Raw genomic sequence first — 11,775 nt, forward strand, 5'->3', positions numbered from 1 at the left:
ACATACACGGGTTCTAGTTGATAGGGACTTTTTTGTCTGAATCAGGATTTCCAGGATTTAAGGATTTACAGGATGAAAAATACTGTAAAATATGTGATAACGAAAGGCAGATCGTTATGAACGCAAAAGATTTGAACAATATCTCACGGACTAATTGGCAAGCTTTAGATTCAATGTCAGATGAGGATATTGACTATTCTGATATTCCTCCATTGACTGATGAGTTTTTTGAAAAAGCAACTCTGCGAATTCCCGCAGCACAAGAAAAGAATGTTGTTCAACTAGAACCTGATGTAATAGCTTGGTTTAAAGCTGAAAATAAAGACTATCAAACAGCTATTAATGAGATTTTACGCCGTCATATTGAAAGTAGTGTTAATAAACAATCTGCTCGATCAATTATAGTGTTGGTGAGGGGGAGCGATCGCCATGCCTAAAATTGTTTACAATCAAATAATAATTAATGGTAATAAAAGGATATAAGTAGTGAGACAGAATTAATTACACAATGTCATTGCGTTAGCGTTGCGTGGCGTTAGCCATATGGAACGAAGTGAAATGAAGCAATCGCCAGGGTTGTGATTGCTTCCCTTCGCTCGCAATGACTGTAAATATTTTTGTCCAATTACTTATTTCAAAATTAGTCATTGTTTTGAGATTTAGCTACTTGTAAGACTTCTAACATGGTATTTGCAGCCTCAAAAGCATCATAAGGCGACCAAACTGGATAAGATTTATCAGGTTTAATTAAGTTAGTTTCTTCTTGAGCTAGTTCAGATATCAAAACCTGCATGATGTACAGTTTATCTGCACGACTGAGAGTGTGTAAGCTATTGAGAATTTCTGTAGAAACCATATAAAAATCTCCGGGATTTTAAAGAGCGATCGCACGCTTGCCTCTTAGTTTATCGTAATAGAATAGGAGAAGTGATCGCTTTTTGGGCTAATTTTTTATTTCCCGTCTGCAATATCTTTTTTATTTGTTCACCAATACATAAGTAGGTGAACACAATAAAACCAATCTGTGTAAAGAAAAGTAAAATCGCCCAAACCCTCTTCACTCTTGCCTCTTGCCTTTTGCCTTTTGCCTTGCCATAACGACGATTTTCAATGCTAACCTACTTAACATAAAAATAAATATATGCAGACTGTCCACCATCTTGTAGTAATAGGAAAAATGCGCTAGTCTAGCTAGTTGGGCTATATATCTCAAAAATAGGAGAGAAATGACTGTCAGTATTGCTACTGTGGATTTATTTTGTGGTGCTGGAGGACTAACTCATGGATTTGAGCAAGCAGGTCTTCCGGTAAAAGTTGGGTATGATATTGATCCTGCCTGTAGGTTTCCTTATGAACATAATAACAAAGCGAAGTTTATATTACAAGATATAGAGAATCTTAGCGGTTCTGATTTAGCAGAGCATTTTTCTGGAAGTGGCATAAAAATCTTAGCAGGATGTGCGCCTTGTCAACCATTCTCTAATTATTCAAGACGTTATAATGACAAACAATCTAAATGGAAACTTTTACAAGATTTTGTCCGTTTAGTCAAAGAATCTGAACCAGATATCATTTCTATGGAAAATGTGCTTCAGTTAAAATATCATGCAGTTTTTCAGGAATTTATTGAGAACTTAGAAAATTCAAAGTATTATATTGAGCCTTATGAAGTTAATTGTCTAAATTATGGAATCCCTCAATCTCGAAGACGTTTAGTTTTACTTGCTTCAAAGTTTGGTAAAATTAATTTAATTCCACAAACTCATAATAAAGGAAGATACGAAACGGTTAGAAAAACTATTGCATATTTAGAACCACTAGCTGCAGGTGAACAATCTAAAACTGATAAACTCCATTTATGCAGCAAATTGTCTAACCTTAATCTTAAACGTATTCGGGCTTCAAAACCTGGAGGAACTTGGCGAGATTGGCCTCCAGAATTAATTGCTAAATGTCATACAAAAAAGACTGGTAAAAGTTATCCTAGTGTATATGGTCGTATGGAATGGGATAAGCCAAGTCCAACTATTACTACACAATGCTTTGGTTTTGGTAATGGTCGATTTGGACATCCTGAACAAGATAGAGCTATTACTTTGAGAGAAGCAGCATTATTACAAACTTTCCCAGCAAATTACCAATTCATATACCCTAATGAAGATTTAGTAACTATTCATCATATAGGAAGATTAATTGGTAATGCTGTTCCTGTTAAATTAGGGGAAGTTATAGGTCAAAGTATTTTGGCACATCTTTAGTAAATATGTTAAGTCGATCTATTGTCCGAATGTAAATACTCTTGGTTGTCTAAATAATTTTCAATGTTTATCAATATCTGTCTAAGATATTCTACTACTTCGTTTTTAATCTGTACAATATCTCCAATTGTTACATCTCTACCAACATTTGCAAATGATTCATTACCATGTGCTAGATAATTCCTGTTTTTTAAAACAGTATCCAAGTTTTTACCATGTTTTGTTCGAGTATAATCAGTGCTAGGAGAAAATCCATACTTCCTTGCTATTGTTGTAATTTGATCTCTATTAACATTACCTGAAAATAATTTTATTCTATTAAATTCAGCTTTAATAATATCAATAGAAATATCTGTTATTTGGGAGTGGAAATCATTTGTTAAGTGCTTTTTAAGGTTATCAAGCACTATATTTTTAATTTCAATTCTAACAGAATTAAAAGATATTTCCCTGCTCTTTAGTTCATCAAATATAGCTAAGATAGCATTCCGCATAGTTGATTCAACCAAATTATAGAGGAGTAAATACCCATTAGCTTTGAGAGTTCTCTCTAGTTCAGCATCAATAGGCTTAATCCTATGTTCTCCACTATCTTCTAATACTGCTAATTTAGTCTTTCCCGTACTTAATTGCTCCAGAAAATGGAAGTATTTATTGACTTCTTCAACACGGGTATCAAAGTCTGTAAGCACTGATTGCATAGTTAATTATTTCAAAAGTTGATCACGGACATATTCAATACGAGCAATTACTTTAGGTTTAGAATTACTTGCATCTGAGGTGGTGTGTTTTTTAAACTCAGGTGAATCTAACCATTTTATTGATTTTGGTACTAAATCATTCTTCTCTCTCAAAGCAAGTGCAACACCTACAGAAATAGTTTCAAATCTAATTCTTGGTGTTCTGACATGACCTGTTCCCTTGGTAAATCCATTTGTTATGTATTTCTCAACAAAATCTAACATTCTATAAAATTCATTTTTCATTTTCTCTCTGTCTATTTCATCGTTATTATGTTCTTGTAGATAGTTATTAAGAAACAGATTAACTCGATGACCAAAATTCTGATAATTATTTAGATAGGCAAAAAAACGTAATACAAATTCCTCTCGTTCCCGTTTAAGTTTAGCAGCATCTGATAATGGACATAGTTGATCGAATTTAGGATATTCAGCTAATTCTTCGAGAAGTTTAACAAACGGACCAGGAGATACACCTCTACGTATCTCCATGTCGTTAAGTTGAACGCTTCCTGTATTGATACGCTCAAATAGATCCCTCCGTGTTTCTTCATCAGCTTTATCAGTCAATACAATCATACGAAGATCCGCTCGATTGAAACGTCTCTGTCTTGCAGGATGTAAGTCTTGGAATTTGAAGTTATTAAGCTGCTTCAACTTTTCTAGTCCAGACAACCTCAGTTCATTATTAATAAATCTGTGTAAAGTACGAATACGTTGAGTACCATCAACAATTTCTAACCTAGCTAAATCATCAATATCATCATCTTTTGGTCGCAAATCAGCAACAAAAATATATGGAATTGGCATACCCAGCATAATAGATTCAATAAACTTTGACTGTCGAGCTTCTTCCCAAATCATCTCTCGTTGATAGTCTGGTACATACAACTCGTTCGTGTCTTCCTCTTCTCCTTCTATATATTTCTTGACAAGCACTTCCACTGGATATTCTTTGGTGTCATAGTCAACTACTTTCTGTTTTTCCCGAATTTCCATTTCTGCGGCTTCTCTTTGCTCATGAGTAATTTTTATTTCTGGTGGTATGTTTTTTGCTTTTGCCATCTGGCTCTCCAGCTTGAATGCAATGGTTTTATTAGGATAATATCACACTCTTAAAATTAGATGATGTGCGATCGCTAGGTCGTGCTATCTTTATTCCTTCAGTCCCGTAAGGGATACGAGACGCTATCGCTACCAACTACCCAATAAGCGGTAAAATGTTGAAGGTTTATAACGTATAGGTGAAATTGTTTACCAACATACCGGGAACTAAACTACCTCCTAACTGTCGGCTTCCGTAAGTTCCCACTTCGGGAATAAATTCTTGGAAGTTGGTTAAATCAATGAGATTTTCTGCACCCCAAAAGCGATAAAGACTTTCATCAAAGCGTAGGTTAGCAATGGGGGCAATGATTTCGCCGTTTTCTACCCAAAAGCAAGCATAACGAGTCATTCCTGTAATTCTGCCAGATGGGCGATCGCTCCAGTTCAAATAATGTAAATTAGAAACATATAATCCTGTATCTAAACTGGGTAAAATCTGCTCAAAAGCCAAATTACCAAGGCTGATTTCTGGAGAACGTAATGTTTCTGAACCATTCGCACCATTAGCGGGTTTATTATATTCCTTCGCTGTGCGAGAATTAACTAAGCTATTAATTAAAATGCCTTTTTCAATTAATGCTAATTCTGGTGCAGCTATTTCTCCCAAATTATTAAATCTGGGAACTAAACCACTTTGAAAATTTTCTTTTAATGTGAATTTTGGGGAAAGTTGTTTTTCTTGACGTGATAAAGCGGCTAAAGCACTATTACCTTGTTGAATATCGGCTTCACTGATAGCACCCCAGGAAAGCATACCCAATAATTCAGCCACCGCAGCCGGAGCAAAATAAGTTTTATATTGTCCTTTGGGTAATTCTTTAACTGGACGAGATAGCATTTCTATTTGCTGTTTCCCATCATTTATTTTAGCTAAATAAGCAGATTCATTCCATTCACTTCCGGCAAAAGTTCCTTTTACAGCTTGTCCTGATGCCATAAATAAGGAATAATCTAAGTTAAATGAATCAGTCACAAACCAGTGTTTTTGTCCGCTAGAATCACCATAACCTCTGATAACAATTCCTCCAGCATACATTCCCGTAAAATCTAAATTAGTCACAGTTTCGAGGATACTGGGAACTAATATTTCTGGAGTTAATAATTTACCAGTATTAATTTCTCGACTGCTATTATTTCCTGATGGTAAAACCAAATAAGGATCAATTGGTAATAATGGTAATTCATCACGTAATTCTTGTAAAGCTGTGGATGCTAATTCCCAATCTACGTCCCAATTTCCAGTCAAGGGAAACTGACGAGAACTACTGCGTTGATTAGCCATTAAGGTCAATTGAATCGAACCATCATGAACACAACCTGTTTGTCTCACTTTCGCAGAATTAAAGCGGGTAAATTGACTGCTTTCGCTGCTAAGTCTGACGGTGAAATGTTCATGTTCTGCTTTTTTATTCAGCAGAGTTTCGATGAGTTGATTAAAAGTTTTTTCTAAAGTTGATAGTTCTTCAAGTTTCATGGTTTAAATTGTATCTGGATCAATATTTAATTCTCGCAATTTTGCGGCTAAACGTTCTGATTTTCTCGCTTCTTTTTCTGCGGTTTCTTCAGGTGTGGGAACTAGCTCTCCTGCTGGTGTAAAATACCGTAATAGTCCTTGATAAATTCCTAAATATAAACCTAGCTGACAACTCCACAAATGTCCTTGCTGATTTTCTTCTAAAGGTTGATATTCTCCGTCTACTAAATGAAAACCTGCAAATTCTAGTGTATAAGGGTCAAACCAAAAGTAATCCGGTGTGCGGAAAGTATTTTGATAAAGTTCTTTTTTGTATTCTCTATCAGTATTAGCTGTACTGGGTGAAAGAATTTCTAAGATGAAATTAGGATATTTACCATCTTCTTCCCACACTACCCAACTTTTACGGGTTTTGCGTTCAGTTTCCAAGACGACGAAAAAATCAGGACCTCGGAAAAATTGTGATTTTTTTTGATTAGGACTATAGTAAATGGTCAAATTTCCCGCAGCATAGAAATCATATCTATCTTTCCACAACCATTTGAGACATTTGATTAAGAGCATAATTTGCTCTAGGTGCAATTCTGATTCCACGGGAGGTTCATCACTATATAAATCACTAGGGGGAAATATTACATCCGGGGAGATGTCTTGCTTCAATTCTAATTCTTGAGCAATGATCATATTGATATGGCATCAAGTAGTTACTTGTTGATTGTAGCATTAATAGGAGGAGTCAGGAGGTAGGGGCGCACGGCGTGCGCCCAGTCAGAAGTTATAAAGAAGAAATCAGAAATCAGAAAATTCATTAACCACCACCAAAAACTTCCACATTGGCAAATGCACAAACGGGTGAACCATGTCCTACGGAAATGGCTTGATTTGGTTCTCCTTTACCGCAGAAAGGTGTACCGTAAATTTGCCAATTAGTGTTATTTCCAACTTGAATTAAACTATGCCAAAACTCTGGTGTGGTAGCACGATAGTTAGGATTACGCAGAGTTTTAGTAAGTTTGCCATTTTCAATTAATTTGGCATATTCACAACCAAATTGAAATTTATAACGTTGATCATCTATTGACCAAGAACGGTTAGATTCCATGTAAATTCCATGTTCTATTCCTGAGATGATTTCTTCAAAGCTGGCGTTTCCTGGTTCTAGATTTAAGTTAGCCATTCTGTCTATGGGGGGACGATTCCAAGAACAAGCTCGCGCACAAGCAACACCGGGTAAATCTGCTCTAGCTTGACTTTCTAAACTGCCTAAACCCCGTTGTAAAATGCCTTTTTTAATTACATATTCTTTGCTGGCTACTGCACCAGTATCATCAAAACCATAACTGGCAAATTCACCTGCTACTGTAGGATCAAAGGTGATATTCATGAGCGGTGAACCATATACTAGTTTACCAAAATCATCTTTGGTAACAAAGCTACCGCCGGCATAGTTGCGTTCGTCTCCTAAAATGCGGTCAATTTCTAAAGGATGTCCGATACTTTCATGAATTTGGAGCATCATTTGATCTGGTGCTAAAACTAGGTTAGTCTGGGTATTTGGACATTCTTCTGCTGTTAATAATTCTAATGTTTGTTCACCAATTTTTTGAACTTGATGCCATAAGTTATCGTGTTTAAACAGTTCCCAACCACCTTGGTAAGAGTTTGCATGAGAACCGTTATTACTGCGTTGTTGGACGATTGTACCGTCTTGAGCGATCGCCCCAAAATGATGACTAAGAGATAAAATATTTTGATATACTTCTGAACCGTTGCTACTGACAAACCAAGTTTCTTTTTGATCTGTGCCGACTGTAGCTGTGGTTTGCACGATTTTATCGCTAATTTTGAGTTGCTGACAAATCTGAATGAGTAAATCGTTGATTTCTCCGGGAGTAATAGCGTTAAATGGTTCTAAACATGGTGAGTTATATTCACCAATGACTTGAGGACGGGTATTTTCACTAATTGGATATATCCACCATTTACTAGCTGCAATTGCTTGTTTATAGGCGATTTCCGCAGTATTTTGTAAACTGGAGATATGTAAGGAGTTGGTAGCGGCATAACCTAAACAACCATTAACGATGACTTCGATCATTGCTCCCATATTCAATGATTTACCGTTGCTTTGGGGTAAACCATCACGGACAGAATGATCTGTAGAAGTTGTTTTTACGGCTCTGATTCCTACCCAATCTGCGGGGATATTTAAATGAGCAATTGCTTTTTTTAGTTCAATCAACATAATTTTTAATTTTTAATTCCACTTTGCGATACTATGGGACTGTAGTGGTTTAATATTACACTTTATTTCCTGTTTTTGAATTTGTATAAAAACTGTTCATGTCGGAATTATTAGCTAACACTGGAACTATTGCGGCGATCGCTACTGCTGTTGTCCCTCAACAGGGTAGTGTGGGTATTGTCCGGGTTTCCGGTGATCTGGCAATGGCGATCGCTCACAATCTATTTTACGCCCCAGGGCGACAAGTTTGGTCAAGTCATCAGATTCTTTATGGTTATATTCGTCAACCCCAAACTAAGCAAATTATTGATGAGGCTTTATTATTAATAATGAAAGCCCCCCGTTCTTTTACCCGTGAAGATGTGGTAGAATTCCATTGTCATGGGGGAATTATGGCGGTACAACAAGTATTACAACTATGTTTGGAAAATGGCGCAAGATTAGCTCAACCGGGAGAATTTACATTAAGAGCGTTTTTAAATGGTAGATTAGACTTAACCCAAGCGGAAAGTATCGCCGATTTAGTGGGAGCAAAATCACCTCAAGCTGCTCAAACGGCTCTAGCTGGATTACAAGGTAAATTAGCCCAACCTATCCGCAAATTACGGGCTAATTGTTTAGATATTTTGGCAGAAATCGAAGCCAGAATTGATTTTGAGGAGGATTTACCACCTTTAGATCAGCAGAGAATTATTGCAGATATTAAGCAAGTGACAGCGGAAATTAGCAAATTATTAGCCACAAAAGACAAAGGTGAATTACTGCGAACTGGTTTAAAAGTGGCGATAGTTGGGCGACCAAACGTGGGAAAATCGAGTTTATTAAATGCTTGGAGTCAGAGCGATCGCGCCATTGTCACCGACTTACCAGGAACAACCCGCGATGTGATAGAATCACAGTTAGTTGTGGGCGGAATTCCTGTCCAAGTGTTAGATACAGCCGGGATTCGGGAAACAGCAGATCAAGTTGAAAAAATCGGTGTAGAGCGATCGCATCGTGCCGCTAATGATGCTGATTTGGTATTATTTACCATAGATGCAGCCGCAGGTTGGACACCCGCAGATCAAGAAATTTATGAACAAGTAAAACACCGTCCGGTAATTTTAGTCATTAATAAAATTGATTTGATTTCAACAGCAGAACAAGAAACTTTACAATCCAAAATCCAAAATCCAACATCCAAAATCGTTACAGCCGCAGCCATAAATCAAGGAATTGATAATTTAGAAACAGCAATTTTAGAAACAGTTCAACAAGGAAAAGCTCAAGCCGCTGATCTAGATTTAGCAATTAATCAACGACAAGCAGCAGCTTTAACAAAAGCAAAGATTGACTTAGCACAAGTGCAAATGACAATCACCGATAAATTACCCTTAGATTTTTGGACAATTGATTTAAGAGGAGCAATTCAAGCATTAGGAGAAATAACCGGAGAAGAAGTTACAGAATCAGTTTTAGATCGGATTTTCAGCCGCTTCTGTATTGGTAAATAAAATAAGTTATTATTCCTATTTCCTAGTCTAATGAGGTACAAAATTATCTGTGTTCATCTGCGTTCATCTGCGTTTAATTCTGATTTCTTGTACCTCACTTGCATGGGAATTGCTGTAAACTCTTAAAATGACTGTATTTTAGGCAGCAATGATTTCTTTGATGATGACATAAGGTTCAACAATCAGAGCATTAAATCGCTTCTCACGGTTGAGATTCCATTCTCCCACCTGATCTATTGTCGGTTTGGCTAATAATTGTTCATCTATCCAATGTTGCACTGAAAGAATATTATCACTAGCGATCGCTTCTCCTACATCTAATAAATCCAAATTCTCCGCTACCAAAATCACCGCATCTTTTTGGACATGGGGAATTAACCACTCCCATTCGGCTTCATCAAGATTTTGCTGTAATTTTTCCCGTAACTCCGACATAATTCCCCACTTTTTTAGTTATTATTTTGATTTTACAATATAAAATTATTCATAAGCTTTGAATTATAGAGAAACTAATAATTGTCAGAATCAGGATTTACAAGATTAAAGGATTTACAGGATTGCTATTTGATGGTTTATAGATGAGACTCATCTTACTTCATCCTCATCATAAATAAATAACCAATAATTAAACAATCACATCCTGCAAATCCTCAAATCCTGGACATCCTGATTCTGACAATCTAATAAATTTTACCTGCCCAAATCGTGCATTTCATTAATTGCCTTCGCACACATTTGAGTAACTCTTTCCAACTCTTCCTTATTAGTAGAACTGGGAGCATCAATTAACTGACCAATTCTAATAGTCAAAGGTACAGAACGGGGTAGAGAAGAACCCGGTTGTAAAATCTGCTCACTTCCCCATAAACTTACCGGTAAAAAAGGAGCTTTGGCCTTAGCTGCGAGGAGGGCTGCACCTCTTTTCGGGTCATGAATGCGACCATCATTCGTGCGTGTACCTTCTAAAAACACACCCACAGCCCAACCATTTGCTAAATACTCTAAAGCAGAACGAATTGCATTGCGGTCAGCACTGCCACGACTGACAGGATACGCGCCGTATAATTTAATTGCTTGTGCTAAAACAGGAACTTTAAATAATTCTTCCTTAGCCATGTACGCGACGGGACGACGGACACAACTAGAAACTATGGGAGGGTCAAAATAACTAGCATGATTACTAACGACTATGACAGCACCAGATTGGGGGACATTTTCTGCGCCATAAATCTTGCCCCGAAAGTATGCGTGTAATACGGGACTAACCACCGACCACTTAAAGGCGTGATACAGTGCCAAACTAATTAAGGGTTCACGAGTTCTAGTCACAGAAGATAGTATAAATAAAATAGAATACAAAAGTCAGAATTCAGGAGTCAGAACTTATTTTAACCGCTAACTCCTAAATCTAACTGCTTATTTTTCCTAGATTAGTTGCCTAATGTTAAAGCCTGTTGTCCTTGAGGTGAAGTAGCATAACCTAGAAATGCTTGCACTCCGGCACTAGCAGGGTCTTTATAGACATAATACAGCGATCGCTTATAGGGATAACTAGCCGCCTCTGGAGTCAAGCCTTCAATAGCCACGACTCGCGCGGTTTGCTGATTAGCAACTTGAGCAAAAGTCGCATAGCCGATACCATCTGTTTTCAAAGCTTGAACTAAGGGAGTGGTCGCATCTTGGGGTAAGGTCGTAATGTTGGGTGTAGTCCCGAAATTAGCTCCTTTTAAGACTAATTCTTTAAAAGTTTGATGTGTGCCACTAATGGCTGGACGATTAATGACGCGGATAGTCGCAGATAGACCACCCACTGCTGACCAATTATTAATTTTTCCCTGAAATATATCTGCAATTTGACTACTGGTTAATCCTCTATTAAAGGGATTTGCCTTACCGACAATCACAGCGATCGCATCTTGTGTTATGGTGACAGACTTCAATCCCTGACCTTGCTCCTGTGCTGTCAAAGGTCTAGAAGCCGCCGCAATATCCACTTTACCAGCCAATAGATCCTGAATTCCCTTATCAGTCCCATTCCCCACAGCCTCTACCTTCGTACCAGGAAACTGTTTCTCAAACCCCTTCCTGAGATTTTGGTTAATTGTCACCATACTCGTAGAACCGTCTATCTTTACAGTCGTACCACTGGCTACTGTCGTTGGTAACGGGAAAGCCGCAGAAGTGGGAGTAGTGGGAGTAGTTGTCTCACCAGCAGGGGAATTACTTTCTGGCTGCGTAGCTGTCGGATTTGGGGCAGGATTACGCATAAAAAACCACCAGTAACCACCACCCAAAAGCCCTAAAAATAGCAAAATAAACACAATAGGAGGTGGACCGCTTCTCTGACTCATAAATTCCTAATTATAAGAGAAATGCGGCTTCCTAAGTCAGCCGCATCTGTGCTTTAGACAAGGGATGAAGGCTAGTTGCAGGATTTATCCTGCACTGACACTGGATC

General features: G+C 37.5%; 12 protein-coding genes. 3 read left to right on the plus strand and 9 right to left on the minus strand.

Annotated elements, in window-relative coordinates:
- Positions 1–116 precede the first annotated feature (116 nt).
- Positions 117–437, plus strand: a complete 321-nt coding sequence (locus FJR37_RS14025; RefSeq protein ID WP_168466292.1) for a BrnA antitoxin family protein — start codon at positions 117–119, stop codon at positions 435–437.
- A gap of 203 nt (positions 438–640) precedes the next feature.
- Here the strand turns inward: FJR37_RS14025 and FJR37_RS14030 are convergent, their stop codons facing one another.
- Positions 641–856, minus strand: a complete 216-nt coding sequence (locus FJR37_RS14030) for a hypothetical protein (RefSeq protein WP_039202130.1) — start codon at positions 854–856, stop codon at positions 641–643.
- Between the two features lie 370 nt (positions 857–1,226).
- On the opposite strand from FJR37_RS14030, the gene FJR37_RS14035 reads away from it, so the two are divergent.
- Positions 1,227–2,258 (plus strand): DNA cytosine methyltransferase, encoded by a 1,032-nt coding sequence (locus FJR37_RS14035; protein ID WP_168466293.1) that lies wholly within the window; start codon positions 1,227–1,229, stop codon positions 2,256–2,258.
- A gap of 8 nt (positions 2,259–2,266) precedes the next feature.
- Here FJR37_RS14035 and FJR37_RS14040 read toward each other — a convergent pair whose 3' ends face one another.
- From FJR37_RS14040 to FJR37_RS14060, 5 genes are all read right to left on the minus strand, one after another.
- On the minus strand, positions 2,267–2,959 hold the full coding sequence (locus FJR37_RS14040) for an MAE_28990/MAE_18760 family HEPN-like nuclease (RefSeq protein WP_039202129.1): 693 nt from the start codon (positions 2,957–2,959) through the stop codon (positions 2,267–2,269).
- Positions 2,960–2,965: 6 nt separating this feature from the next.
- Positions 2,966–4,063, minus strand: a complete 1,098-nt coding sequence (locus FJR37_RS14045; RefSeq protein WP_174763421.1) for a DUF262 domain-containing protein — start codon at positions 4,061–4,063, stop codon at positions 2,966–2,968.
- 166 nt (positions 4,064–4,229) lie between these two features.
- The gene (locus FJR37_RS14050; protein ID WP_168466294.1) at positions 4,230–5,579 is read right to left on the minus strand and encodes a TldD/PmbA family protein; all 1,350 of its coding nucleotides are present in this window, start codon (positions 5,577–5,579) and stop codon (positions 4,230–4,232) included.
- Positions 5,580–5,582: 3 nt separating this feature from the next.
- Positions 5,583–6,263 carry a Uma2 family endonuclease gene (locus FJR37_RS14055; protein WP_168466295.1) on the minus strand — a complete coding sequence of 227 codons (681 nt, stop codon included), beginning with the start codon at positions 6,261–6,263 and terminating at the stop codon, positions 5,583–5,585.
- Positions 6,264–6,387: 124 nt separating this feature from the next.
- Positions 6,388–7,824: a TldD/PmbA family protein gene (locus tag FJR37_RS14060; protein WP_168466296.1), complete on the minus strand. Its 1,437-nt coding sequence runs from the start codon at positions 7,822–7,824 to the stop codon at positions 6,388–6,390.
- Between the two features lie 98 nt (positions 7,825–7,922).
- On the opposite strand from FJR37_RS14060, the gene mnmE reads away from it, so the two are divergent.
- Positions 7,923–9,317, plus strand: a complete 1,395-nt coding sequence (gene mnmE, locus FJR37_RS14065) for a tRNA uridine-5-carboxymethylaminomethyl(34) synthesis GTPase MnmE (RefSeq protein WP_168466297.1) — start codon at positions 7,923–7,925, stop codon at positions 9,315–9,317.
- A gap of 138 nt (positions 9,318–9,455) precedes the next feature.
- On the opposite strand, the gene FJR37_RS14070 is transcribed toward mnmE, so the two are convergent.
- The 3 genes from FJR37_RS14070 to FJR37_RS14080 all read right to left on the minus strand — a co-directional run bounded on the left by FJR37_RS14070 (position 9,456) and on the right by FJR37_RS14080 (position 11,668).
- A complete protein-coding gene (locus tag FJR37_RS14070) occupies positions 9,456–9,752 on the minus strand; it encodes a DUF2288 domain-containing protein (RefSeq protein ID WP_039202125.1) in 297 nt (98 codons plus the stop codon).
- Between the two features lie 255 nt (positions 9,753–10,007).
- Positions 10,008–10,646 (minus strand): 1-acyl-sn-glycerol-3-phosphate acyltransferase, encoded by a 639-nt coding sequence (locus FJR37_RS14075; protein WP_039202124.1) that lies wholly within the window; start codon positions 10,644–10,646, stop codon positions 10,008–10,010.
- 101 nt (positions 10,647–10,747) lie between these two features.
- Positions 10,748–11,668, minus strand: coding sequence for a phosphate ABC transporter substrate-binding protein (locus FJR37_RS14080; protein ID WP_039202123.1), 921 nt, complete (start codon positions 11,666–11,668; stop codon positions 10,748–10,750).
- Positions 11,669–11,775 lie beyond the last annotated feature (107 nt).

The organism is Aphanizomenon sp. UHCC 0183, from assembly GCF_009712065.1.
GTDB lineage: Bacteria > Cyanobacteriota > Cyanobacteriia > Cyanobacteriales > Nostocaceae > Dolichospermum > Dolichospermum heterosporum.

Excerpts from the sequence above, each read along its gene's own strand:
- FJR37_RS14025 (WP_168466292.1), top strand. The coding sequence starts at position 117 with ATGAACGCAAAAGATTTGAACAATATCTCACGGACTAATTGGCAAGCT.
- FJR37_RS14030 (WP_039202130.1), bottom strand. The coding sequence starts at position 856 with ATGGTTTCTACAGAAATTCTCAATAGCTTACACACTCTCAGTCGTGCA.
- FJR37_RS14035 (WP_168466293.1), top strand. The coding sequence starts at position 1,227 with ATGACTGTCAGTATTGCTACTGTGGATTTATTTTGTGGTGCTGGAGGA.
- FJR37_RS14040 (WP_039202129.1), bottom strand. The coding sequence starts at position 2,959 with ATGCAATCAGTGCTTACAGACTTTGATACCCGTGTTGAAGAAGTCAAT.
- FJR37_RS14045 (WP_174763421.1), bottom strand. The coding sequence starts at position 4,063 with ATGGCAAAAGCAAAAAACATACCACCAGAAATAAAAATTACTCATGAG.
- FJR37_RS14050 (WP_168466294.1), bottom strand. The coding sequence starts at position 5,579 with ATGAAACTTGAAGAACTATCAACTTTAGAAAAAACTTTTAATCAACTC.
- FJR37_RS14055 (WP_168466295.1), bottom strand. The coding sequence starts at position 6,263 with ATGATCATTGCTCAAGAATTAGAATTGAAGCAAGACATCTCCCCGGAT.
- FJR37_RS14060 (WP_168466296.1), bottom strand. The coding sequence starts at position 7,824 with ATGTTGATTGAACTAAAAAAAGCAATTGCTCATTTAAATATCCCCGCA.
- mnmE (WP_168466297.1), top strand. The coding sequence starts at position 7,923 with ATGTCGGAATTATTAGCTAACACTGGAACTATTGCGGCGATCGCTACT.
- FJR37_RS14070 (WP_039202125.1), bottom strand. The coding sequence starts at position 9,752 with ATGTCGGAGTTACGGGAAAAATTACAGCAAAATCTTGATGAAGCCGAA.
- FJR37_RS14080 (WP_039202123.1), bottom strand. The coding sequence starts at position 11,668 with ATGAGTCAGAGAAGCGGTCCACCTCCTATTGTGTTTATTTTGCTATTT.